Raw genomic sequence first — 25,548 nt, forward strand, 5'->3', positions numbered from 1 at the left:
TTAAATCGTTATTTTAATAATTTCAAAATGTCTTGGCCAATATCGGTTCTGTGATATTCATCTTGCCAAGAAATTTTGTTCACCCCAGTATACGCATTTTCAAGGGCTTTTTCTACCGATGCGCCCATGCCTGTAACCGCCAATACTCTACCGCCATTGGTCAATACTTGGTTAGAAGCGTTCAGTTGAGTTCCTGCATGAAAAACAGTGGCCTCGTTTACCTTTTCAATTCCTGAAATTTCTTTGCCTTTTTCATAAGCTTCAGGATAACCGCCCGCCACCATTACCACAGTAGTAGCCGTTTGAGGGCTAACACTGAAGCTCTTTTCATGGAGCGTTCCATTGGCTGAACCTTCTAAAATCTCTAATAGATCAGAGTCGATTCTAGACAATACGGATTGCGTTTCGGGGTCTCCCATTCGAACGTTATATTCAATTACATAGGGCTCACCTTCCATATTCATTAAACCGATGAAAAGGAAGCCTTTGTAGTCGATGCCTTCTTGTTTCAAACCATTGATGGTTGGCTTAATCACTCTCTCTTCTACCTTAGCTAAAAACTCTTTGGTAGCGAAAGGAACTGGTGAAATGGCGCCCATTCCTCCAGTATTTAAACCTGTGTCTTTCTCTCCAATGCGTTTATAATCTTTGGCTTCGGGAAGAATTTTATAGTTAGAACCATCGCTCAATACAAAAACTGAAAGCTCGATTCCGTGTAAAAACTGCTCAACTACTACGCGGCTTGACGCTTCACCAAACTTGGCATCTACCAGCATTTCTTTTAGCGTTTCACGAGCGTGTTCTGCGGTTTCGGAGATAATTACGCCCTTACCTGCAGCTAAACCATCGGCTTTTAACACGATAGGTGTTGGGTGGCTCGAAACGTAATTGAGTCCTTCTTCCAGGGTGTCAATAGTAAAGGTTTTAGATTTTGCGGTTGGAACCCCATGGCGATTCATGAAGTCTTTCGAGAAATCTTTACTGCCTTCTAATTGAGCACCAGCGGCTCCTGGCCCAACCAAAAGCACATTCTTAAGCTGACTGTCTTTTTCAAAATAATCGCGAATGCCATTTACCAAAGGGTCTTCTGGCCCAACAACTACTAAGTCAATCTGGTTTTCTATTACAAATTCACCGATGGTTTTAAAATCGGTTACTTTAATATTTACGTTTTCGGCAATGCTTGCTGTACCTGCATTTCCAGGGGCAACAAACAGTTTATTACAACGTGGGCTTTGCGAGATTTTCCAAGCAAAAGCATGTTCGCGTCCGCCACTGCCCAACACAAGAATGTTCATGAAATTTGAAATTTTTGAAGCGGTAAAGGTAATTAATTTGCGTATTCTGAATGGAATTTTATTCTCACCAAACGAAGGTCTTCTTCAGAAACGTCTTCATCTGCGAATTCCTCAAGTGCCAACTGAATATCATCACTTTCAGCATTTAAGAAATAATCGAGAATGTCTTCTTCACGATCTTCATCCATGATTTCTTCCAAATAGTAATCAAGATTAAGTTTGGTACCAGAGAAACAAATAATTTCCATTTCGTCTAGTAAGGTTTCCATGCTCCAACCTTTCATTTCGGCTACTTCCTCCAAATCTATCTTTCTATCGATCTGCTGAATGATATAGATTTTGTTTTTGGATTTAGAACCAGACGATTTGATTACAACCACATCTTCTGTATCAATGTCGTTGTCTTCAACATACTTATTGATGATTTTAAGGAATGGCGCGCCAAATTTTTTCACTTTACCCATTCCAATACCATTTACATTGCTCAGTGCTTCTTCGGTAGTGGGGTAAGTAGTGGCCATTTCTTGTAAAGATGGCTCTTGAACAATGGCGTATGGCGGTAAATCATGCTCTTTGGCTACTTTTCTTTGTTCTGCTTTTAGCAAATCAAAGAGTACTTTATCGTACGACTGACCAGTAGTGGTTTGGTGGGTCACTTCATTGCCATCATCTTCGCCCAAGTCTACATCACTAAAATCGTGATCTTTAGTGAGCTTAAACGAATATGGATTTTTTAAGAAGTCTTTTCCTTTTTGAGTAAGCTTTAAGACCCCGACATTTTCAATGTCTTTGGCCAAAAACTCATAGAGTAAGGTTTGGCGAACTACAGATTTCCAGAAACTTTCTTCTTGTTCTTTTCCAGTACCAAAAACCGGAAGCTTGTTGTGCTTGTAGCTTTTAATATACTGATTCTGAGAGCCTCGAATTACATTTACAATGTGTCCTAAGCCAAACCTTTCATCTGTTTCGGTTACGGCCTGAATGGCTATTTTGATATAATCTTGGCCCTCGTATTCTTCACGCTCATACTTGCAGTTGTCACACATGCCGCTTTCACGACATTGGGTGTCATCGTATTCTTCGCCAAAATAGTGGAGCAATTGTTTTCTCCTACACACTGTTGACTCTGAGTAATAACTCATTTCATCGAGCAGAATTTTGGAGTTTTCTTTCTCAGTAACTGGTTTGTCTTTGTTGAATTTCTCCAGCTTCATAATGTCTGAATAGCTGTAGAACATTATGCACTGACCTTCTAGACCATCTCTGCCCGCACGGCCAGTTTCTTGATAATATCCTTCAAGCGATTTTGGCACATCGTAGTGAATAACAAACCTTACATCGGGTTTGTCAATTCCCATTCCAAAAGCAATGGTAGCTACAATTACGTCTACTTCTTCATTCAGAAAATCATCTTGGTTTTTGATTCGAACCTCAGGATCGAAGCCTGCATGATAAGGCCTGGCGTTAAAGCCATTTACTTGAAGAAAGTTTGCAATTTCTTCTACTTTTTTACGACTAAGGCAATAGATAATTCCCGATTTGCCTTTGTTTTCCCTCATGAACTTGATCAATTGTTTTTTGATCGATTTCTTGGGTCTAACTTCGTAATAAAGATTTTCGCGGTTGAATGACGACTTGAAAAGGTCGGCTTGTTCCATTTGCAGGTTACGCTGAATGTCTAACTGTACTTTTGGGGTAGCTGTAGCGGTAAGCGCAATAATGGGTAAATCTCCCAGCTGATCGATTATACTTTTAATTCTGCGGTATTCTGGCCTAAAGTCATGCCCCCATTCAGAAATACAGTGGGCTTCATCAATGGCCGCAAAAGAAATGTCGGCTTGCTTAAGAAACTCTACATTTTCTTCTTTTGTAAGCGACTCGGGCGCTACATAAAGCAATTTTACTTCTCCAGCGAGAACTGCTTTTTTCAGTTTGTTGATCTGACTTTTTGTTAAAGTCGAATTCAAGAAACGGGCATTGATTCCCACAGCATTCATTTGATCTACCTGATTTTTCATCAGGGCAATCAAAGGCGATATTACTATGGCCGTTCCTGGCCTAACAATCGCTGGTAACTGATAACACATTGATTTACCCGCTCCAGTGGGCATAATCACGAAGGTATTTTTACCTGCGAGAATATTTCTTATCACTGGTTCTTGGTTGCCTCTAAAGGTATCGTAACCGAATACTTCTTTTAATTTTTTTCTTAATTCCTCCACACTTCCTATAAATATATCCAGTTTTAAAAAACGTTTGAGCGAATCCTTATCTTTGTCGCGTATGTTTCAAACGCCATTAAGTTGAAATTAGCAAAAAATATTCAAACCACAGCCAAAAATACTCTTCTCAAAGAAGCGGACGCTATTAGACAAATTTCTGAATTCATTGACGAGGGTTTTGAAGCCATCGTTTCATTGATTCTAAAATTAGAAGGAAGGGTGGTTATAACTGGAGTAGGAAAGAGCGCAATTGTTGCAAATAAGATTGTAGCGACCTTAAATTCCACAGGAACGCCTTCTCTTTTTATGCATGCCGCAGATGCCATTCATGGTGATTTGGGAATGGTACAGCCAAATGATGCTGTTATTTGTATTTCCAAAAGCGGTAATACTCCAGAAATAAAAGTGCTGGTTCCGCTGATAAAAAGAACGGGAGCAAAACTTATTGCCTTGGTGAGCAATCTGGATTCTGACTTAGCTAAACAAGCAGACCACATATTGAATGCAACAATTGATAAGGAAGCTGACCCTAATAATTTGGCTCCCACCACTAGTACTACTGCGCATATGGCTTTGGGCGATGCCCTAGCTGTTTGTTTATTGGAATGCCGAGGGTTTACCAGTGAAGATTTTGCAAAGTACCACCCCGGTGGGTCATTGGGAAAACAGCTCTATCTTAAAGTGGAGGATATTTACCCTAAAAACGGTTTACCAATTGTGAAAGAAACAGATTTGGTAAAAGAGAGCATTCTCGAAATTTCTAATAAACGTTTAGGGGCAACAGCCGTTGTGGGTAATAACGGAAAACTCACAGGGATTTTTACGGACGGAGATATCAGGCGAATGATCGAGAAAGACATGAGTTTTGAGTACAGGACTGTGGCCGAGGTAATGACTAAAAACCCTAAAACGATATTAAAAGGAGAGTTTGCTTTGCGAGCCATGAACCAAATGAGAGAACATTCAATCAACCATTTGGTAGTTTTAGATAATGCTGAAAATATCGTTGGGTTTATCCATATCCAGGATTTGATAAACGAAGGAATAGTATAGTATGGAACACAATTATGTAGTGATTATGGCTGGCGGCATTGGAAGTCGCTTCTGGCCGTACAGTCGTGCGAACAAGCCCAAACAATTTTTAGATGTTTTGGGTACAGGTCGTACTTTGCTCCAAATGACTTATGACCGATTTTTGGCCGTATGCCCTGAAGAGAATTTCTACATAGTTACCAACAAGCGGTACCACGATTTAGTAAAAGAGCAGCTTCCAATGCTTTCAGATGACCAAATTCTTTTAGAGCCAATTGGAAGGAATACCGCTGCGGCTGTAGCCTATCCTGCTTTTAAAATCAAGAAAAAAGACCCAAAGGGGGTAATGATTGTGGCGCCTTCAGACCATGTAGTTTTTAAAGAAAATCTATTTACTAAAAACTTAAACACTGCAATAAAGGCATCGACTGGATCTGATAAACTGATTACTTTGGGCATAGTTCCTACAAGGCCAGAAACGGGCTATGGCTATATTCAGTATCATTCTAGCCCTTTGAAAAAGGTAAAGAAAGTAAAAACATTTACTGAAAAGCCAGAGCTTGAATTGGCTCAAAAGTTTGTGGAGAGCGGTGATTTTGTTTGGAACGCAGGGATTTTTATATGGTCTGTAGAAACCATTGTTGCGGCTTTACATGAACACCTCACGGACTTGGCAATGATTTTTGAGGAAGGTAATGATGCTTACTATACCCCAGAAGAGCAAAAATTCATCAACAGTGCTTATGCTCAATGCAAGAGTATTTCCATTGATTATGGCATAATGGAAAAGGCCAATAACGTTTTTATGGTGAAAGGTACTTTTGATTGGTCAGACTTGGGAAGTTGGGATTCTTTGCATGAAATTAAAGCCAAGGACGACAACGGTAATGTAGTAGATGGAAAGGCGCTTTTATACAACTCTAAAAATTGCTTTGTAAAAGGTCCAAGCGATACCTTAATTGTAGCACAAGATTTAGATGGCTACCTCATTACACAAAATGATAATGTAGTGCTTATTTGTAAGAAAGATGCCGAGAAGAAATTCAGAGAATTCTTACAAGATGCCAAAGCCAAAGGCGAAGAATTTAGCTAAAGTTGAAAATTTGTATCAAACAAAAATGGCTACCCTGGTATAGAGTGGCCATTTTTGTTTTTATAAAACGAGCCCTTAACCGCGCTGTCTTACTACTTCGTATAAAACTACGGATGTCGCTACCGACACATTTAGTGATTCTATATTACCTTTAATTGGAAGTTTACAAAGCTGATCGGCAAGCTTTAGATACTCAGGCGAAATACCGTCTTCTTCCGAACCCATTAGTAAAGCGATAGGTACGGTAAGGTCATGTTGGTAAACCAAATCAGAGGCTTTTTCGGTACAGGCTAAAACTGTAATTCCGTTATCACGAATTTCTCTAAGGGTGGTTTTTAAATTATCGGCCCGGCAAACTGGAATAAAGTTTAAAGCACCCGCAGAAGTTTTCATGGCATCGCTACCCACTTGTGCGCTTCCTCTCGATGGAATTACAATACCATGGGCGCCTACACATTCTGCTGTTCGGGCAATGGCTCCAAAATTTCTGACATCGGTAATACGGTCCAATACAATCAAAAGAGGCACCTCACCTTTGCTGTAAGCTTCAGAAATAATATTATCTAAAGAAGCATATACTACTGATGAAACAAAGGCAACTGCTCCCTGATGGTTTTTTCGTGTAATGCGGTTCAGTTTTTCTATGGGCACTTTCTGAACCGGAATATTGAAGTCGCGCGCAGCGATTAACAATTCGGTGGTAAGTTCGTTTTTAACGTCTTTTTGTAGAAGCAGCTTATCTATTTCCTTTCCAGCGTTTATGGCTTCGATTATTGTCCGACTTCCGTAAATGAAGTCATCTTTAGGTTGGTCTATCATCATTCAATTACTTTTCCGCTACGCCAGCTGGTCACAGCATCTACCCACGATTCTTTAAACTTACTTTCTCTAATTAAACGGTAAGTCAAAAGGTTATTTTCTTCTGAAACGATTTCGAAATTAAAGCGTATTCGGCCTCCATTTGGAGCAGCATATACCCACAACTCTTGTTCTTCATTGCGGAATACCTGCAATGGGTTTCCGTAAATTTGGTACACCATTCCTCGATCGGTTTTCCAGCCTTCTTTATTAGAAGTGAATAAATGAGCCGATTTTCGAAGCCTCCTGTAATAGTATTTCACAAAATCTAGGGCTATTCTTCCTCCGTTTGAAATTCGAGTGGTAACAAAATTTTCGAAAGCCGACCGTGTATCTCTGGCTGTCCTCAAGGTTTTGTATTCATCGTTGGTAGTAATAAAAATTAAAGGCTCCACCAATCTTTCAAACTGACCGAAGTACGGAAAAAAAGGATCAGTTACCAGTACTCCTAGAGTATTTGATGGGTCCGTAGCTTCATTTATGATGTAATATCCGGGGGTTGAAAACTTCAGAACTTCATTTTCAACTGCACCATACAAGGTATCAATCTCTATTTTAGAAGGAGCCTGTATTCGCTCTTCATCAAAAGGAGGAATGGCAACCGCTTGATTATTAATCACGCCTTCTATTTGATATTTTCCTTCATTACCGAAAACATTCACCAGTCTTACCGATTGATCTAGGTTAATGAAACGAGAGAAATAGGGCACATTTCTTTGTGCCTCAAAAATAAGGAAGGGTTGATTTTGAGTGCTTCTGTTCCTTTCAATCGGTATGTCGATCAAAAATTTTCTACCTCGTAAAATATTGTTGACTTCTAATATTATCAGGCTTTGGTCAGCTGTTTTTTCAAATTCAAATGAGTAAATAAACTCGCGGAAGCCCGTGGCTACTAATGACGCAGAATCTAATCTAGTGGTAGAATTTACGTGCTTTTCATCAATGTAGCTATCACGAACATCGTATTGAATTTCGTAATCACTAATTTTAACCACCCCGCTATTCAGAATAAAGCGAATGTATACTTTTACTTTATTGCCGTCTTGGGCTAGCCTGTGGTCAATTAAAAATTCATGATCTGGGTTGTACAGAAAACTAACGTCTGCTGAACTCATTCGGCTTTGAGAATATAGCCACTGAGCGCAGATTGTAAGAATTAAAGTGAATACGAGCCTTTTCATGCGGTGTAAAACTGACGACAAATGTAATCAAATTGTAGCGAATGCTGACTTGATTAGCTCATTGTAAGCTAAATGGTTTATTTTTGAGCAAAAGTTAAGCATGGCTACGTACACAACTGAAATTGCTTCGGACAAAATTGCATCTGATAACCCCATACATCAAAGATTATTAAGGGCCTATTATTTGGCTGTACCTTATATAAAGGGAGATTTATTAGAGTTGGGTTGTGGCGAAGGGCGCGGTGTAGAACTGCTAGCGCCTTTGGCAGATAGCTACGTGGCTTTAGATAAAATTCAATCTGTAATTGACGAACTGAAGAGTAAATATCCAGCTCTAGATTTCCGTCAGGCGGTTTTTCCACCCTTTTCTGATTTGGCCGATAATAGTTTCGATTCTATTGTTTCGTTTCAAGTGATTGAACATGTAAAGAAGGATAAGGAGTTTTTAAAAGAAATCTACCGTGTATTAAAACCTGGTGGTAAGGCTATTTTGACTACCCCAAATATTAAGAAAACCCTGACCAGAAATCCTTGGCATGTGCGCGAATACACCGCCCAACAGTTAACGGATTTGGCTTCTGAAATTTTTAATAAGGTGGAAATGAAAGGGGTAACGGGCAATGAAAAAGTAATGGCCTATTACGAAGAAAATAAACGATCGGTGCAGCGAATTACCCGCTTCGATATTTTCAATTTGCAATACAATTTGCCAGCGCCTCTGCTTAGAATTCCTTACGATATTCTAAATAGACTGAACAGAAACAAGCTCAACAACGGAAACACAAAGCTTGTAAACGAAATCAGTCAGGAAGATTACCCCCTGACTGATGATGCAGATACTGCATTAGATTTATTTTTGATTTTAGAGAAATAACCGATTTCTCGGCTATTTCAATTCTTTATTTAGAAGTTACTTCTATCCATGGACAACATCGTGTTTTGTCCATCGAGCATCTCCCTTAGCCTTGCTGCTTGCTCTGGGTAGCCATATTGGCTAAAGATGGATTGCAAGTACTGAAGTCCATTTAAGTACTTTCTGAACTCGTAATCATAGCGCATCTTCTTTTGATGATAAGTAGCCATTTCGTTGAACATTTCTGCTATTTCCATCCCCATGGCAAGTGCTTTTTCTTCTTCGCCAATATTTAAATAAGCTTGAACAAAACTTACAGAAGCAATATCGTAAGGAAGCGACTCTTTAGGCATTACTTCCATACCATAGTCCAAAACAGTTTTTGCTCTGGTAGTGTCCCCCTCGGTAATTAAGGCATCTGCTAAAGTGGTAAACATAGACCTGTGGTTCTGAGCAAAACCTCTGTAGTCTCCGTTCAGGTTCGTACTTGGGTCGTCTAATCCCCTAAACTGGAACTTGTTCATCACATTATCATACATCAAATCTGTATTCACAATCTCTCTCATGCTTCCTGGTTTTTGAACAGGAAGAAGGCGGTAGGCCATTCCTTCTTGCACTAAGTAATCATCCAAATCGAATGGAACCGAGCTTACCGAAGTGTAATTGAAATAGATTGGTCTTTCCCAATTATTGGTGGCAATCAAATCAAGCATCATCAGGTGCGCTTTCTCTAAGAAGTTCTCGCCTTGCTTAAAAGTAAACGTCATTCTATCCGTCTGATACTTCTTAAGACTGTTCGGGATAATTCCAAGTTTTTCTACTTGTGCCGAATCCACATTAAGGAAGAGTGAACGGGCAGGTACTGTATTGATTACTGTGCCTGAGCCAAGCTGTCTTTGAATCACTGGGCTCTTGCGCTGTACTAAAGAAATATAATCTTTCAAGTCAATCGCTTTGCCTTTGTATTGAGGGCGTTCGTCTACATATAAATAGTCGTTTGTGCCCTGTCGATAGCTCTCAATATCCAAAGAATATGGGAAAGCCTCTGAGTCGTTCATTTTCACCTTGGTTTGGTCTACATACCAATCGGTGTTATAGTAACTCAGTACAATTACCCGCACATCGGTTCTAAAGCCTTCTACTTCTTGTACATACCAAAGCGGGAAAGTGTCATTATCACCTCCAGTAAATAGTATGGCATTTGGAGCGCATGAAGCCAAGAAGTTTCTTGCTGAATCTACAGAGAAGAACCTTCCAGTTCTGTCATGGTCATCCCAGTTTTCTGCGGCTAAAATAATTGGCGAAACTAGGCATAGCGCCAGCGCGCCATAAGCTAAAGTTTTACCGCGCTTCATTGCTGCACTGCCAATGGCCAATACCGCAAAACCAATCCAAATGGCAAAGGCGTAGTACGAACCCGTGTAAATATAATCTCGTTCTCTTGGTTCTATTGGTGGCGAGTTCAGATAGATTACTAGGGCCAATCCCGTAAGAATAAAGAACATCAGCGTGGCTGAGAAACGTTTTGGGTCTCGGTTAAATTGGAAGAAGAAACCTATGAGGCCGAGAATCAACGGAATCATATAATACTGATTCCTTGATTTATTATTCTTAATAAAATCAGGAACATCTTTATTGCCATCAAAAGCGGTTAAGTAATCGGCATCTTGAATGTCGCTTTCCCTTCCAGAAAAATTGAACATAAAATAGCGCACATACATGTGTCCAATCTGATGTGAGAACATGAAAGCCAAGTTGTCTATGAAAGTTGGTTTTTCACCTTCTCTCAAGCCAGTAATGGCCATATATTTTTGAATATGGGCAGGTGAAGAACTGTACATTCTTGGTAGAAACGTTGACCAAGCATCGTCATAGGTGGTTTCTACTTTATAATCAGAGATTTTATACTCGTCATTATCTTTATAATATATAGGAGCACCTTGTTTTGTTTGTGGCTGTGGTGCATTGTAATACTGACCGTAAAGGAGAGGTCGGCTACCGTACTGCTCTCTTTTAAGGTAAGAGATGAAAGTCATTACATTTTCAGGATTGTTTTGGTCAATCGCAGGGTTGTCTTTAGAGCGAATAAGGATTACCGCATAACAAGAATAACCTATCAACACAAAAGTGATTCCTAGGATCAAGGTGTTTAGAGTAACGTATTCTTTTCTTCTGGTCCATTTCAATCCAAATACAATGGCGGCAATGAGTAGGGCAATCATAAATAATGCGCCCGAACCAAATGGTAAGCCAAAGGTATTTACGAAAGTAATCTCAAACTTTCCGGCCAGAGTTGGAAGTCCAGGAATGATAAAGGAGTTGATGAGCATTACCAAAAACAATGAAATGCCCATTGCCGCGAAAGCACCTTTCCAAGTTGGGTTTTCGTATTTTTTGAAATAATAGATTAAGCCTAAAGCAGGTAAAGTAACCAAGCCTAAAAGGTGGGCACCTGTAGAAAGACCAAGCATATAAAAGATCAATACTATCCATTTATTTCTTCCACTTTCATCATCTACAATTTCCCATTTAAGCATGGCCCAAAACACAAAAGCGGTAAAGAATGAAGACATTCCATATACTTCGCCTTCTACTGCCGAAAACCAAAATGAATCAGTGAAAGCAAAGCTCATGGCGCCTACTACGCCTGCTCCAGCAAGTAATATTTTTTGAACATTGGTCTCGTTGCCCAGCTCAGCATTGATCAATTTTCTGCCCAACATCACGATGGTCCAATAGAGGAAAAGCACTGCAAAAGCACTGGAAACAGCACTTACCATGTTGATCCAATAGGCTACTTGAGTTACATCGCCAAAAGCAAAAAATGAGAACATTCGCCCAATAAGCATGTAAAGTGGCGCGCCCGGAGGGTGAGATACCTCTAGTTTATAGGCAATGGCAATAAACTCTCCTGAATCCCAAAAGCTCGCGGTTTCTTCGAGCGTCAAAATATAAACGATCAACGAAGCTATAAAAACCGCCCACCCAGTGAGATTATTGAATTTCTTAAAGTCTGTCATTTCAGTATTTTTAATGGCGAGTTCATTTTATAGAAAACCAGAATGAACCAAGCGCCATGCGCAATTATAAACCTATTAGCAGGGCGTGAAATTAGTAAAATTTAGATTGTAGAAGGGTTAAATTTTATTAATACGGTGAATGGCAAGTTGCAATGTGAACTTGAGGCTGAAAACCGATCGAGTTTCTCAGTCCATTTTATTTATACACACCTAAGTAAAACCAAAGCCAAAGCAAGAAAAGCGGAACATAAGAAGTGAATACAATGGCGTTGGCAATCGACTTCTTTTTGCGCGCAGCAAAATTAATTCCGTAGGTAAGTAGTATCCAGTAGCCCACCTCAAATACATTGAGGGCCGAATTTACATACCAATACTTTTCGGGTACTTCTTCATGATTAAAGAAGTTCATGTATGAAAGAGGCTCAAAAGCAAGAAAATCTTGGTAAGTTGGGTCTACATCAATAAAAAAGAACCAGAGAATCGTAAGAATCTCAGGAATAAAAAAGATCATTTCAGCAAACATGGCAATCTGCCAACATTGTTTATAAGTTACCTTGTAGCCCCATAGAAAACAGCCGGTCCATAAAATAAAACCTGTGACGGTAAACTTCAAGGCAAACATAATTGGTATTCCAAGGTATTTTAGTCCGGAAATTGCCTTTAAAATCATTAGGTCAACCCCGTCCATGAATTTAAATGCGGTAATTTCATACAAAATAAAAGTTTGCTGAATGTATAGTAGCAGAATAGAGATGATACACATAAGTATAAACACCATTGTTTTATTGATGGAAGTGTATTCCTTCATTTTTACTTCAAGCGGTGTATATTCTCTTGGCATGGCAAAACAATTTCGACAAATCTACGATTAATGGCTAAAAGCAATAATAAAATTAGTTAAGCGTATTGTGAATCGACTGTGTGGCAGTAGTTTTGCGCGTCTGTTGCACATAAATCAATTTGAAGGTTTTGAAGAAGGTAATTATAGGTGTATTCGTGCTGTTTTTAGCAGTACCGAATGTGGTAAATGCGCAGGTACAGAAGGAGAAGGTTTTGGGCGATACAGCCAAGTATCTGTTGCTCAACATGAACCTTCAGAAGGAAATTACAGATGCGGTTGACTATATGTATAACTTCGATTTTCGTAAAGCGGAAGTTGAGTTCAATTGGATAAAATACAATTTCCCAGAACACCCCCTCGGTTATTTCTTATATGGAATAAGTACTTGGTGGCAAATGATGCCCAATTTGGAAAAGGAATCTCCGCTAGGAGAGGAATTTTTGGCCCACATGGATACGGCTATTGCAAAGGCAGAGGCCATGATAGAAATTGATAAGGATAACATAGAAGCAAATTTCTTCTTAGCTGGTTCTTATGGTTTTCAAGGTCGATATCATTCTGAAAAAAAGAATTGGGGAAGAGCGACTAATGCAGGAAGACTTGCGCTAAAGTATTTAGAAAGAACACACGGTAACGAAAGTTTCAGCCCCGAAATCCTTTTTGGAGATGCCTTGTTTAACTATTATTCGGTTTGGATTAGAGAAGAATATCCACTTTTAAGGCCGGTTTTATTTTTCTTCCCAAAAGGCGATAAAAAGTTGGGGGTTGAACAAATGAAAACGGTAGCAACCAATGCTTTTTATACTAGGGTAGAGGCCATTTATTTTTTAATGCGTATCAAGGCATTTGAGTTGAACGAAACATTCGATGCCCTCAGATGGGCTGAATACATGAATGAGCAATACCCAAACAACCCGTATTTTCATCGCTTTTACGCGCAGATGCTATATACCGCGGGGCAGTTTCAAGATGCCGAAAGAGTCTCACTCGAAATTATGAGTAGAATAAAGGATGGTAGGATAGGCTATGAGGAAATGAGTGGCAGGTATGCCAGCTTCTTTTTGGCAGATATTAATAGGAAGAGAAACGAGTGGGATAAAGCAGAAGTTTATTATCTCCAAACCATTGCCTATTCAAATGCGTTGGAGCTTGAGGAATCTGGTTATCATATCTATTCCTTACTTCACCTATCAGAATATTATGTCCAAGAACAGCGGTACGATGAGGCCATACCTATGCTTGATAAAATAAGAGACAATACCAAGCGTAAAGAGGACACCAATAAAAAAGCCAGAGAGCTAGAAAAAGAAATTAAAAAGAATAAGCGTTGAAAATACTCCGTAGGTGTAATTTCATATTGCTTTTATTTTAACAAATAACTAGTATTCCGAATATTATTTCGTAAAAACACTTAGTAATGGGTCAAAATATCAAACTCGACAAAATAGACAGAAAGATCTTAGAGATACTTCAGTCTAATGCAAAAATTACCAATGCACAACTTTCCAAAGAAATTGGATTGTCTCCCGCTCCAACCTTAGAGAGAGTAAAAAAACTTGAGGTTTCGGGAATCATCAAAAGTTACCACGCCAAACTCGATACCGACAAAATCGGTCTTGGGGTGAGCACCTTTGTATATGCTACTCTAAAGGGCCATAACAGGGGAAATATTGATGTTTTCTTAGAAGAGATTAACAAAATAGATGAAGTTATCGAATGCCATCACGTAACCGGCTCTGGCGATTTCGTTCTAAAAGTGATTGCCGCTGATATTTCAGCCTATCAAAAACTAATGCTCGAGAAAGTAAGCGATATATCTGTGGTAGATAACTTGCAGTCTATGGTCATACTCTCTACTTTTAAGGATAGCAAAGTAATGCCTCTATCCTCTACGGAGTAGGTAAAAGTTTATGTCAAAAGAGAAAAAGCAAATTTTAGATAAAAGCCAGATTGAACAAAAAATCAGGCGAATGGCCTACGAAATCTATGAGCAAAACCATGAGCTCAAACAGATTATTTTGGTAGGAGTAGCTGAAAATGGGCTCAAAATTTCTTCAATGTTAAAGAAGGAGATAGAGTCGATTTCAAAAATTTCGGTACACGTGGCTAAGCTGAGCGTAGAAAAAGATGCGCCAGTACAGCCTCAGGTGCAGTTTTCTGACTTTCCAGAAATTGAACAGTTTACAATGGTTCTTGTTGACGATGTAATGAATTCAGGAAGAACCATGATTTACGCCCTCGATCCCTTCTTGAAAATGGGGGCAAAAAAAATACAAACTGCGGTTTTGGTAAACAGAAGTCACAAGCGCTTTCCAATTTCGGTAGATTATAAAGGTCTTGAACTGGCCACTACCATTCAAGAACATATACAAGTGAATTTGACGGACTCTGATTTCTCCGCATATTTGTATTGATTTTTAATACACAGTCTAAGTTCAAATTAGACCAGTAAAACCTTAAACGACTAATAAAAAACAAAATGGAATCTGATTTACAAGAAAGTGTAAAAGGAGTATGGGACCTTATAGTGGGCTATGTAGTAAGCTATGGCCTACAGGTATTGGGTGCATTAATAACCCTTATAGTTGGAGTTTGGCTTATAAAACGACTTGTAAAACTTGCTCATAAAACATTAATTAAAAGAGAGACTGACCCGATATTAATCCCAACCTTAGTGGGGGTAGTTAAAGTTGGTTTATATGCTGTTTTACTTTTTGCAGTTGTAGACCAAATTGGAATTGAAACAGCAAGTTTCTTGGCAGTTTTTGGTGCAGCTGGTTTAGCTATTGGTTTAGCGCTTCAGGGCAGTTTGGCTAATTTTGCAGGTGGAATTTTAGTGTTAACACTTAAGCCTTTTAAGGCAGGTGATTACGTAGAAATAGACGGTACAGGAGGTTCAGTAAATGGGGTTTCTATCATGAATACTGTACTGAAAACACCCGATAATAAAACTATTTTTCTGCCTAATGGAAAAGTAGCAGGCGCCAATATTGTTAACTTCTCTATGGAAGAAAATCGTAGATGGGACAAAGTTTTTGGAATTGGCTATGGAGATGATTTCGAAAAAGCTAAAGCCATTATTTTAAAAATAATAGAAAACGATAGCCGCTTTTTAAAAGAACCAGCCCCAATGGTAAGGGTAGGAAACCTAGGAGACAGCAGTGTAGATATTACTGTGCGCGCTTGGGTGGCAACTCCTGAGTATTGGAATGTTAACTGGGATATGATTGAGAAGGTGAAAAAAGCATTCGATGCTGAAGGAATTTCAATTCCTTTCCCACAAAGAGATGTACACATCTTCAATGAAAAATAACCGTAGATAGCCATCGCTATACTTTGCAAAACAAGAAGGGGTAAATGTTTATATTTACCCCTTTAATTTTATCGACATGTCAATACACAAATCGGAAATAAAGAAAGTAACTACCCACCAACTTCAAGCCATGAAAGACCGCGGAGAGAAAATCTCTATGCTTACGGCTTACGATTATTCAATGGCTTCATTGGTGGATGAAGCGGGTATAGATATAATTCTGGTAGGCGATTCGGCCTCTAACGTAATGGCTGGGCACGAAACTACTTTGCCAATTACACTTGATCAAATGATCTACCACGCCAGTTCTGTGGTAAGGGCTGTAAAGCGCGCTTTTGTAGCAGTTGATATCCCCTTTGGTTCATACCAAGGAAACAGCTCCGAAGCTTTGCGTTCTGCCATCAGAATTATGAAAGAATCTGGTGCACACAGTGTGAAAATGGAAGGCGGTGCCGAAATTAAGGAGTCAGTCACTCGAATCTTGAGTGCGGGTGTTCCTGTAATGGGGCATTTGGGCCTAACACCTCAGTCTATTTATAAATTCGGCACTTATTCAGTAAGGGCGAAAGAAGAAGAAGAGGCAGCTAAACTTATTGAAGACGCCAAGCTTTTAGAGGCCTGCGGTTGTTATGCAATTGTGCTCGAAAAAATTCCTGCCGAACTCGCCAAGCGTGTTTCTGAAGAAATAAATATTCCAACCATTGGTATAGGGGCTGGCCCACATGTAGACGGTCAGGTGTTGGTAATCCACGATATGCTGGGTATTACCACCGAGTTTAAGCCACGTTTTTTAAGGCAGTATGCCGATTTGGGCACTACAATTAAAGATGCGGTGACCAACTACGTGAAAGACGTAAAAGCAAAAGACTTTCCTAACGATAAGGAAAGCTATTAAAAGCAGGTGTTTAAATTGAAGGGAAAGTCCAAATTGAGGAACTTTCAACCTAGATAATTTCTTACCTTAGCAAGATTAACTCAAATTACGAATCAAATAACCGTTTAACGAAATGAGCGAACAAAAAATAACCATTAGTAACGGGGTTCTAAATGTACCCAACAACCCTACAGTTCCATTTATCGAAGGAGATGGCATTGGTGTAGATATTTGGCCAGCCGCCCAAAAGGTTTTGGATAGCGCTGTAGAGAAAGCTTACAGTGGTGAAAAAAGCATAGTTTGGAAAGAAGTTTTGGCTGGAGAAAAAGCCTTTAACCAAACAGGCGAATGGATGCCAGCCGCTACGCTAGATGCTTTTAGAGAGTATTTGGTAGGTATTAAAGGCCCATTAACTACTCCAGTTGGTGGAGGAATTCGTTCATTAAATGTTGCCCTTCGTCAAGAATTGGATTTGTACGCTTGTGTTCGTCCGGTAAGATGGTTTGAAGGAACGCCTTCTCCAGTAAAAGAGCCAGGTCTTACTGATATGGTGATTTTTAGAGAGAATACAGAAGATATTTACGCTGGTATTGAGTTTGAAAAAGGAACTGAAGACGCTAAGAAATTGAATGACTTTTTAAAGTCAACTTTCCCTAAAAAATTCGAAAAAGTAAGATTTCCTGAAACCGCAGGTTATGGCTTAAAACCAGTTTCAGAAGAAGGAACACATCGTTTGGTGAAAAGCGCCATCGATTACGCTTTCGAACAAAAAAGAGATTCTGTTACCCTAGTGCACAAAGGTAACATTATGAAATACACCGAAGGTGCTTTTAAAACTTGGGGTTACGAATTAGCTAAAAATAGCTACGGAGCTAAAGATTATGAAGGTGGCCCTTGGCAGATCATTGAGAAAGATGGACACCAAGTGATCATCAAAGATGTGATTGCTGATGCGTTCCTTCAGCAAATCCTTTTAAGACCAGCTGAGTATTCAGTAATCGCAACATTAAACCTTAATGGTGATTATATTTCTGATGCTTTAGCTGCTATTGTTGGTGGTATTGGTATTGCACCAGGAGCAAACATCAATTACCTGTCAGGAAATGCAATTTTTGAAGCTACCCACGGTACTGCTCCAAAATACGCTGGTCAGGACAAAGTGAATCCAGGTTCAGTAATTCTTTCTGGCGCTATGATGTTAGAATATTTTGGCTGGCAAGAAGCTGCTAATTTGATTTACAAAGGTTTGGAAGCTTCGATTGCTAAAAAACGAGTAACCTATGATTTTGAGCGACTGATGGACGGAGCGACACTCCTTAAATGCTCTGAATTTGGAGATGAAATTGTAAAGAATATGTAAAACAAAAAGCCCCGACAGGGGCTTTTCTTTTTTACTACCAATTGATTTATTATGGAAACATTTCTCCCCTTTTTTCCTTTAAAGCTTGTCGTTTTTCCAGACGAAAAACTCAACCTTCACATTTTTGAACCTCGCTATAAACAGCTGATTAAAGAGTGTGTAGCCGAGGGCAAAAGCTTTGGTATTCCTGTATTCGACACCGGAATTATGGAGTTTGGTTCTGAAATGATTGTTGAGAAGGTAGTCAAAACATACCCCAATGGGGAAATGGATATTGTGACCCGCTGTACTCGGGTTTTCGAATTGGTTACATTTCAAGAAATGGTACAGGGAAAACTCTACGCAGGAGGGAAAGTTACCTTTATAAAGAACAATAAAGACGGTGAAGCCAAACAATGGTCTCGCTTAAAGGAGCTGGCCACTCAATTAGTGGAGATTCTCAGGATGGATCACAAACTCAATGTTGCGGATTTGACCGAGGAATATGAGCTGGTTCATAAATTGGGCTTATCTTTGGAACAAGAATACGATATGTTGCAAATGGAAAACCAGTCGCAGCGATACGAATTTTTGATCAGGCATATGGAATTAGCTATTCCTTTTGTGAAAGAAATGGAGCGCGCCAAAGAGCGCATCCAGTTGAATGGTCATTTTCAGTATATCGACCCATTGAAGTTTTAAATTAGAATGATAGAGCCTAACCTTACAGAATTCGGAACGGTATTGATTTTTATCTTGGGAGCCATCACATTCGTGTCGGTAGGGCTTATTGCAGCCAGTATTATTCGTCCCAAAAAACCTAATTACGAAAAACTGACTACTTACGAGTCGGGTGAAGAAACCATCGGTACGGCTTGGGGTCAGTTCAATATCAAGTTTTACATTGTCGCTATTATCTTCCTGCTTTTCGAAGTGGAAATCATCTATCTATTCCCATGGGCTGTAATTTTTGGAGACAAAGAATTGATACAAGGCACTGATTATACTTGGGCTTGGTTCGCAATTACTGAAATGTTCATTTTCATTTTTATATTGGCCTTGGGCTTGGCTTATGCTTGGCGAAAAGGATATTTAGATTGGGTAAAGCCAGTCAACCGAGCCTCTGATTTTAAATCGCCAATTCCTGCAGAAGCATATCAAAAGTATAGAGACTAATGGGGCTTTTAGATCGAAACATACAGAAAGGTGGTATTGTCATTTCAAAATTGGATGACCTCATTAACTGGGCACGACTATCTTCCATGTGGCCTATGGCCTTCGGTACAGCTTGTTGCGCCATTGAATTTATGGGCGCTCAATCTACTCCCTATGATTTAGATAGGTTCGGTATTGTGCCTTTTGCAAGTCCGCGTCAAGCCGATGTAATGATTGTGGCGGGAACGGTCACTTTCAAAATGGCCGACCGTGTAAGAAGACTTTACGAGCAAATGGCCGAGCCACGCTATGTGGTTTCCATGGGTTCATGTTCTAATTGTGGAGGCCCGTATTGGGAACATGGCTACCATGTAGTAAAAGGGGTGGATAGAATAATTCCTGTTGATGTTTATGTGCCGGGTTGTCCACCAAGGCCAGAAGCTCTGATTGGTGGTTTGCTTAAGCTTCAAGAAAAAATAAGACAAGAAACCATTGTGGCACCAAAAGCCATTGAAAAGTTGTTGGAAAAGAAAGCCAAAGTAGCATGAATTTCGAGCAAATCGTAGCCCATATTAAAGCCAGTTTAGGAGAAGAAATCATTATTTCTACTGATGAAAATGCTTCGCCAAAGGCCATTAATATTAATGATGAAAACTTGGTAGAGGTCATGGATTTCCTTCAGAAAGATAATCAGCTTTATTTCGATTCGCTTTCCTGTATTACTGGCCTAGACAACGGCCCAGAATCAAATACAATGGAGATGATTTATAACCTCTATTCCATTCCTTTCGATCACCATTTGATGGTGAAGGTAGAGTTGCCAAGGGAAAAACCAGCCATCGATTCCCTTTGTGGTTTATGGAAAACTGCCGATTGGCAAGAGCGAGAAGTCTACGATATGTTCGGTATTCACATCAATAATCACCCTGATTTGAGAAGGATTTTAATGCCAGCCGATTGGGATGGTTTCCCGCTCAGAAAAGACTACCAAGAACAAGAATACTATCGCGGAATTAAAGTAGAATATTAAGTGGCGAATCAGGTACAGTATATTTTCGATCAGGAGAATTTGCGCAAGTCGGCTCCTCAAAAATTCAAGTCAGAAGATTTGAAAAGAGAGGAAATGATTATCAATATTGGTCCGCAACATCCTTCTACCCACGGGGTACTTCGTTTAGAGGTGTTGGCCAAAGGCGAAGAAGTCATTGAAGTGGTTCCGCACTTGGGCTATTTACATCGCTGTTTCGAAAAACATGCGGAGAAACTGCCTTATAATCAGATCATTCCTTTTGTAGATCGAATGGATTATTTGGCCGCCATGAACACCGAACATGCTTATGCAATGGGGGTTGAGCGCATGTTGGGTATCGATAAAATTATTCCAAAACGAGTAGAATACATCCGCGTTTTAGTAGCCGAGTTGAACCGATTGGCCTCTCATTTTATTGCGCTGGGTTCTTACGGAATGGACATTGGTGCGGTCACTGCATTTTTCTGGATGACCCGCGATAGAGAGCATATTGTTCGTTTGTTGGAATGGGCCTCTGGTGCTCGAATGCTTTACAATTACATTTGGGTGGGCGGCTTGTTTTACGATTTGCCCGTAGGTTTTGAAGAAAGATGTCTTGAGTTTACTACTTACTTAAAGCCTAAAATTAAGGAGCTAGAAAGAGTAGTCATCGACAATAAAATATTTATTGACAGAACCGCCAATGTGGGCGTATTGCCTGTCGATTTAGCGATTAATTATGGCATCACTGGTCCAATGCTGCGTGGCTCTGGCTTGAAGTATGATTTACGAAAAGTAGATGGCTATTCAGTTTATCCAGAAATAGATTTCGATATACCAGTAGGCAAAGGCGAAGCGGGAACCTTAGGCGATTGCTGGGACAGGACTTGGGTGCGTGTACAAGAATGTTACGAGTCGGTGAAGATTATCGAGCAGTGCTTAGAGAAACTGACGGGTGAACACAAGAGAACTCGTGATTTCGACCCTCGCGCACTAGCGCCAAAGAAAATCAGGCCTAAAGCGCAAGATTTTTACATTCGAGCCGAAAACCCAAAAGGTGAAACTGGTTTTTTCTTCCGTGCCGATGGAAGATCTGATGTGCCATTCCGCTGCAAAGCAAGAGGTGCAAGTTTCGTAAACCTGTCTATTATCAACGAGCTTGCCAAGGGCGGTTTAATATCGGACTTAATTGCGGTAATTGGGTCGATTGATATTGTTTTGGGCGAGGTAGATCGCTAAGAGAGAGAATAATTCATTACCTCTAAGGCAATTCTTTAAGGTTGTTTTCCCTGATAAAAGCCCTAGTGTTTTTCCATTTAATTTCTACCCAAATGTCCTTCTGACCCACAATTTCTACTTTGTGTCCTTCACCCGTGATTTCGATTAAATCGGCTCCGGCCGAAGGGCCGCTCATTAAATAAGCATTGGCCGAAGTGATAATGCCTTTGGTAGGCAACTGCGAAAAATTAAGCAAATAGGTGGCAAGTAAAAGTGTAAAAGCCAATCCTATGGTAAGCCCAGCAGATCTTTCTTCTAGTTTTTTCTTCCTTTTCAAAATCATGCTTAGAGTAAGAATACCCAGTGCAAGAGAAACCAACACAAAGTAATTCCTATTTTCATCAAAGAACTTTAAGAAGAGGTTGAAGTCACTGGTAGAGTAGCCTTCCAGATTATTTTGCTGCGCCATTTCATTCATTTTGGTGAGCACTTTTTTATCTGAAGTGAGTTTGTAATAGTTGTTCAAAGTGTAAAGAGCATTCCCTAAATCCTCTAAACTCTCATATATAAATGCCATCTTTAACAGCATAGCAGGTGATGCAAGCTGCTCTTCTCGTGTAATTTTCTCGTAAATGGTGAGTGATTGCGTATAGAGCTTCTTTTGGAACAAAGAATCTGCAATTTTTAAATCATTTGTAACTTCTTGAGAATAAGAAGGTTCTTGGAAATATAGAAGTCCCAGAAAAATGAATATCAGAATTTTAAAATTTCGCTCTTGCATTTAATTATTTACCTCTTACCTTTGCAGTCGCAATTAAGGAAAACGACCTTAATACAACAAGAAAAACATTTTGATTTGGTAGCTCAGTTGGTAGAGCATCTCCCTTTTAAGGAGAGGGTCCTGGGTTCGAGCCCCAGCCAGATCACTTCCTAAAGTCTCAGCGAAAGTTGAGACTTTTTTTATGCCTCTACCTTTCTGCTTGGTACTCGTGTTTTTTCTGTGATTTAGCATCCCTAAAGATAGTAAGGCAAATGGCAGTCTACCTGCCTTTCACATTATTTAACGGCTGGTAAAAAAATAAACGGTCGGATTCCCTGCCTTCTGAAAGTCAATAATAATTTAGCATAGCCGCGTTAAGTTTTTATTCGAAACAAATACCTTCGTAGTTATACATGACAAGAAATCAGCCCATAGGAATTTTTGATAGTGGAATGGGAGGCCTTACCGTGGCGCATGCGGTAAAGAACTTACTTCCAAATGAACAAATCATCTATTTTGGTGATAGTGCTCATCTGCCCTATGGGGATAAGTCTGCGGCTATCATTCAGGCGTATTCGGTAAAAATTTGTGACGTACTGTTGCAGCAAGGCTGTAAGGTGATTTTGATTGCCTGTAACTCGGCATCTGCTGCCGCATATGAACTTGTTAAAGCCTATGTGGGTAGCAAAGCACAAGTGCTTAATGTAATCGACCCTGTGGTGGCTTATGTGGCCGAGAAATATAGTGATGATGCTAACATCGGTTTGATAGGCACAAAGCAAACTGTGGGCTCTGGTGTTTATGAACGGAAGCTGAAAAGTGAAAACCCAAAGATTAATTTTGGAGCTTTAGCAACACCGCTTTTAGTACCGATGATTGAAGAGGGTTTTTACAAAAACGATATTTCGGAACAAATCATAAATCAGTACTTGGGGCGAGAAGAACTCGAAGGTATCGAAGCATTGATTTTGGGCTGTACGCATTACCCTTTAATCAAAAAGCAGGTGTCGGCATTTTTTCAAGATAGAATCGAAGTGATTGATTCTTCTACCATAGTAGCTCATGCTTTGCAAAATATGCTCCAAGAAAGCGGTTTACTTGCCACTGAGCGTTCAGGAAAGAACAGGTTCCTTGTTTCTGATTTTACACCTTCTTTTCAGGCTGCTGCCGAACTCTTTTTCCAAGAAGAAATTAAATTGGAGAAACACGTTTTGTGGGAGTAGATAGGTTAAAAGGGAAGTAGAAGTGAGGCTTGTTCTGAGTTAATAACTGATATCCTACACATCTTGTAGGCTTTACTTTACGACTTAACGAATTATATACTTTCTTTGCAGTGAACAAGGGAAATTCGGATCGTGTACGCATTTTTATTCTTTTTAAATTTTGTGCTCATCTATACCATTTTTGCGGTGTATGCGGAAAGAAAAATCTCTGCATTCATTCAGGACAGGTATGGTCCAATGGAAACGGGACCTTACGGTTTGCTCCAAACCGTTGCCGACTTGCTCAAATTGCTCCAAAAAGAAGATATTATTCCTTTAGCAGCCGATAAAAGAATCTTCAAAGTAGCTCCGCTCATCATTTTCACTTCGGTATTTGCTGGTTTTGCCGTACTCCCGCTCACTTCAGATTTTGGAGGTTCTCAAATTGAAACTGGAATTTTCTACCTATTGGCCATCGTTTCGCTAGATGTGATTGGTATTTTGATGGCAGGTTGGGGTTCCAATAGTAAATATGCCTTGCTGGGCGCTATGCGCTCTGTGGCTCAAATTATTTCTTATGAAATTCCTTTAGGGCTGTCCGTGGTCTGCGTCATCATGGTTTCTCAGTCCCTCAACTTACAAGAGATCGTTTATCAGCAAGGAATATTCATCAACTCCATCGACCCGAATGCTCAGAACTTCCTTTTCGGCATTAAGGCTTTGGGAATTGAAACTACTCACATTGGCGGCTTCCTGACTTGGAACATTTTCAGAATACCATTTTTCTTCTTTGCTTATCTGATCTTCTTCATTGCCTCTTTGGCCGAAGCCAACCGTGCTCCATTTGATATTCCGATTGCAGAATCGGAATTGGTCGCTGGTTTTCATGTAGAATATTCCGGTTTCAGATGGGCCATGATCATGCTTTCAGAATATGGTATGATGCTCTTGATTTCATTTTTAGGAGCAATTCTGTTTTGGGGTGGTTGGAATACTCCACTACCGAACATTGGTGCTGTGGCCTTGGCCGATTGGACCAGTGGCGAACCGGGCACAATTGCAGGACATTTATGGGGCGCATTTTGGTTGGTGTCGAAGGCTTTGCTTACAGTAGGTTTGCAAATTTGGATCCGATGGACCTACCCTAGATTAAGGCTAGATCAGCTCATGAATTTAAGCTGGAAATACCTGACTCCGGGCGCTATAATTTTGGTTTTGGTGAGTGCTTTGTGGAGATTGCTGATGATATGAGTAAGTACTGGAAAAATATCGCCATTGCTACAAAAACCCTGAAAGAAGGGCTCAAGGTTACTTTTGAGCATATGAAGGATGTGAATACTCAGCGCGATCCATTGTATGTGGACGATGAAAATTACTTCGAGAAACAGAATGGAATTTTCGCCACACAATACCCTAAAGAAATTATTCCGGTGCCCGACAACGGGCGTTATAAGCTTCACAATGAAATTGAAGATTGTATTGTCTGTGACAAGTGCGCTAAAATTTGTCCGGTAGACTGTATTGACATTGAGCCGGTAAGGGCGGTAGAAGAAATAGGAAAAACTTCCGATGGCACTCCAAAACGGATTCATGCTGCCAAATTTGATATCGATATGGCAAAATGCTGCTTCTGTGGTTTGTGTACTACCGTATGCCCTACGGAATGCCTCACCATGACGAAGGAATACGATTTCAGCGCCTTTGATTTTGCGGACCATAATTTTGCTTTTGGCGAAATGACACCACTGGAAATTCTGGAGAAAAAGCAGGCTTTAGAAGAGTTCAACAAAAAGAAGGAAGAAGAGAAAGAGAAGATGGCAGCTTTGGCTAAAAGTAAGCCAGCTTCAGCAATGGCTGCAAAACCCGCAGGGGCAAAGCCAGCTTTCAGGCCTAAGCCAATGAAGCCAAAGACGGCAGCTACTTCCACTGAAGAAAAAAAGGATGATCCACCTAAGCCAGTAAGGCCAAAAGTGGTGATGAAACCAAAAATTCAGGCCAAGAAAACAGAGGAACCAAAGGAGGAAATTAAAGCAGACGAGGCTCCAAAAGCTACAAGACCGAAAATTCCGATGAAGCCTAAAGTTCCTGCTGGGCCTAAAGCTGAGCCTTCAGAAGAAAAGCCTGTGCAGCGTGTGGTGATTCGGCCTAAAATTCAGGTAAGAAAGAAAGAAGAGGAAGGTTCTTCGGAAGAAGCCAAACCAAAACCTCGCCCGATCATGCGGCCAAAAATCCAGCCGAAGAAAAAGGATGATGAAGATAAAAGTGAGACAAACGATTAAC

At 40.0% G+C, this 25,548-nt stretch carries 24 protein-coding genes and 1 tRNA gene; 18 read left to right on the forward strand and 7 right to left on the reverse strand.

Annotated elements, in window-relative coordinates:
• Positions 1-8 precede the first annotated feature (8 nt).
• Positions 9-1,298, reverse strand: coding sequence for a phosphoribosylamine--glycine ligase (purD, locus tag AWW67_RS16945; RefSeq protein ID WP_062303219.1), 1,290 nt, complete (start codon positions 1,296-1,298; stop codon positions 9-11).
• A gap of 32 nt (positions 1,299-1,330) precedes the next feature.
• Positions 1,331-3,520 carry a DNA helicase RecQ gene (recQ, locus tag AWW67_RS16950; protein WP_062303221.1) on the reverse strand — a complete coding sequence of 730 codons (2,190 nt, stop codon included), beginning with the start codon at positions 3,518-3,520 and terminating at the stop codon, positions 1,331-1,333.
• 81 nt (positions 3,521-3,601) lie between these two features.
• On the opposite strand from recQ, the gene AWW67_RS16955 reads away from it, so the two are divergent.
• Together AWW67_RS16955 and AWW67_RS16960 are read left to right on the forward strand one after the other, a co-directional pair.
• Positions 3,602-4,573 carry a KpsF/GutQ family sugar-phosphate isomerase gene (locus tag AWW67_RS16955; RefSeq protein ID WP_062303223.1) on the forward strand — a complete coding sequence of 324 codons (972 nt, stop codon included), beginning with the start codon at positions 3,602-3,604 and terminating at the stop codon, positions 4,571-4,573.
• A gap of 1 nt (position 4,574) precedes the next feature.
• Entirely contained in the window at positions 4,575-5,645 is a 1,071-nt protein-coding gene (locus tag AWW67_RS16960) for a mannose-1-phosphate guanylyltransferase (RefSeq protein ID WP_053223869.1), read from the forward strand.
• A 75-nt stretch (positions 5,646-5,720) separates the two neighbouring features.
• Here AWW67_RS16960 and rlmB read toward each other — a convergent pair whose 3' ends face one another.
• Entirely contained in the window at positions 5,721-6,464 is a 744-nt protein-coding gene (gene rlmB / locus AWW67_RS16965) for a 23S rRNA (guanosine(2251)-2'-O)-methyltransferase RlmB (RefSeq protein ID WP_082794086.1), read from the reverse strand.
• Entirely contained in the window at positions 6,464-7,618 is a 1,155-nt protein-coding gene (locus tag AWW67_RS16970) for a GWxTD domain-containing protein (protein ID WP_176700071.1), read from the reverse strand. The genes rlmB and AWW67_RS16970 overlap by 1 nt, the downstream gene beginning before the upstream one ends.
• 166 nt (positions 7,619-7,784) lie before the next feature.
• On the opposite strand from AWW67_RS16970, the gene AWW67_RS16975 reads away from it, so the two are divergent.
• Positions 7,785-8,558: a class I SAM-dependent methyltransferase gene (locus tag AWW67_RS16975; protein WP_062303229.1), complete on the forward strand. Its 774-nt coding sequence runs from the start codon at positions 7,785-7,787 to the stop codon at positions 8,556-8,558.
• 29 nt (positions 8,559-8,587) lie between these two features.
• Here the strand turns inward: AWW67_RS16975 and AWW67_RS16980 are convergent, their stop codons facing one another.
• Positions 8,588-11,557, reverse strand: a complete 2,970-nt coding sequence (locus AWW67_RS16980; protein ID WP_062303231.1) for a glycosyltransferase family 117 protein — start codon at positions 11,555-11,557, stop codon at positions 8,588-8,590.
• Between the two features lie 196 nt (positions 11,558-11,753).
• Positions 11,754-12,398, reverse strand: a complete 645-nt coding sequence (locus AWW67_RS16985; RefSeq protein ID WP_062303233.1) for a hypothetical protein — start codon at positions 12,396-12,398, stop codon at positions 11,754-11,756.
• A gap of 128 nt (positions 12,399-12,526) precedes the next feature.
• On the opposite strand from AWW67_RS16985, the gene AWW67_RS16990 reads away from it, so the two are divergent.
• The 11 genes from AWW67_RS16990 (at position 12,527) to AWW67_RS17040 (ending at position 21,327) form a co-directional block, all read left to right on the forward strand.
• On the forward strand, positions 12,527-13,729 hold the full coding sequence (locus AWW67_RS16990; RefSeq protein ID WP_141655492.1) for a tetratricopeptide repeat protein: 1,203 nt from the start codon (positions 12,527-12,529) through the stop codon (positions 13,727-13,729).
• 86 nt (positions 13,730-13,815) lie between these two features.
• Entirely contained in the window at positions 13,816-14,298 is a 483-nt protein-coding gene (locus AWW67_RS16995; RefSeq protein WP_053223876.1) for an Lrp/AsnC family transcriptional regulator, read from the forward strand.
• Positions 14,299-14,308: 10 nt separating this feature from the next.
• Positions 14,309-14,812 carry a phosphoribosyltransferase family protein gene (locus AWW67_RS17000; protein WP_053223877.1) on the forward strand — a complete coding sequence of 168 codons (504 nt, stop codon included), beginning with the start codon at positions 14,309-14,311 and terminating at the stop codon, positions 14,810-14,812.
• Positions 14,813-14,877: 65 nt separating this feature from the next.
• Positions 14,878-15,711, forward strand: a complete 834-nt coding sequence (locus AWW67_RS17005) for a mechanosensitive ion channel family protein (protein ID WP_053223878.1) — start codon at positions 14,878-14,880, stop codon at positions 15,709-15,711.
• Between the two features lie 76 nt (positions 15,712-15,787).
• Complete coding sequence (panB, locus tag AWW67_RS17010) at positions 15,788-16,606, forward strand: 3-methyl-2-oxobutanoate hydroxymethyltransferase (RefSeq protein WP_062303236.1); 819 nt, start codon at positions 15,788-15,790, stop codon at positions 16,604-16,606.
• Positions 16,607-16,718: 112 nt separating this feature from the next.
• Positions 16,719-17,945, forward strand: coding sequence for an NADP-dependent isocitrate dehydrogenase (gene icd, locus AWW67_RS17015; RefSeq protein ID WP_062303237.1), 1,227 nt, complete (start codon positions 16,719-16,721; stop codon positions 17,943-17,945).
• Positions 17,946-17,996: 51 nt separating this feature from the next.
• Complete coding sequence (locus tag AWW67_RS17020) at positions 17,997-18,626, forward strand: LON peptidase substrate-binding domain-containing protein (protein WP_062303239.1); 630 nt, start codon at positions 17,997-17,999, stop codon at positions 18,624-18,626.
• Positions 18,627-18,632: 6 nt separating this feature from the next.
• Entirely contained in the window at positions 18,633-19,100 is a 468-nt protein-coding gene (locus AWW67_RS17025; RefSeq protein ID WP_053223882.1) for an NADH-quinone oxidoreductase subunit A, read from the forward strand.
• On the forward strand, positions 19,100-19,627 hold the full coding sequence (gene nuoB, locus AWW67_RS17030) for an NADH-quinone oxidoreductase subunit NuoB (protein WP_053223883.1): 528 nt from the start codon (positions 19,100-19,102) through the stop codon (positions 19,625-19,627). The genes AWW67_RS17025 and nuoB overlap by 1 nt, the downstream gene beginning before the upstream one ends.
• Entirely contained in the window at positions 19,624-20,109 is a 486-nt protein-coding gene (locus AWW67_RS17035) for an NADH-quinone oxidoreductase subunit C (RefSeq protein ID WP_062303240.1), read from the forward strand. The genes nuoB and AWW67_RS17035 overlap by 4 nt, the downstream gene beginning before the upstream one ends.
• On the forward strand, positions 20,110-21,327 hold the full coding sequence (locus AWW67_RS17040) for an NADH-quinone oxidoreductase subunit D (RefSeq protein ID WP_062303242.1): 1,218 nt from the start codon (positions 20,110-20,112) through the stop codon (positions 21,325-21,327).
• A gap of 22 nt (positions 21,328-21,349) precedes the next feature.
• Here the strand turns inward: AWW67_RS17040 and AWW67_RS17045 are convergent, their stop codons facing one another.
• Entirely contained in the window at positions 21,350-22,087 is a 738-nt protein-coding gene (locus tag AWW67_RS17045) for an SH3 domain-containing protein (RefSeq protein ID WP_062303244.1), read from the reverse strand.
• Positions 22,088-22,159: 72 nt separating this feature from the next.
• On the opposite strand from AWW67_RS17045, the gene AWW67_RS17050 reads away from it, so the two are divergent.
• The 4 genes from AWW67_RS17050 (at position 22,160) to AWW67_RS18640 (ending at position 25,547) form a co-directional block, all read left to right on the forward strand.
• A tRNA-Lys gene (locus tag AWW67_RS17050) sits at positions 22,160-22,232 on the forward strand.
• A gap of 247 nt (positions 22,233-22,479) precedes the next feature.
• Entirely contained in the window at positions 22,480-23,289 is an 810-nt protein-coding gene (gene murI / locus AWW67_RS17055; RefSeq protein WP_062303246.1) for a glutamate racemase, read from the forward strand.
• 132 nt (positions 23,290-23,421) lie between these two features.
• A complete protein-coding gene (locus tag AWW67_RS17060) occupies positions 23,422-24,519 on the forward strand; it encodes a complex I subunit 1/NuoH family protein (protein WP_062303247.1) in 1,098 nt (365 codons plus the stop codon).
• Positions 24,516-25,547 carry a 4Fe-4S dicluster domain-containing protein gene (locus AWW67_RS18640; RefSeq protein ID WP_071387171.1) on the forward strand — a complete coding sequence of 344 codons (1,032 nt, stop codon included), beginning with the start codon at positions 24,516-24,518 and terminating at the stop codon, positions 25,545-25,547. Before AWW67_RS17060 ends, AWW67_RS18640 begins: the two co-directional genes overlap by 4 nt.
• Position 25,548 lies beyond the last annotated feature (1 nt).

The sequence above is a fragment of the Roseivirga seohaensis genome (genome assembly GCF_001592945.1).
Taxonomy (GTDB): domain Bacteria; phylum Bacteroidota; class Bacteroidia; order Cytophagales; family Cyclobacteriaceae; genus Roseivirga; species Roseivirga seohaensis.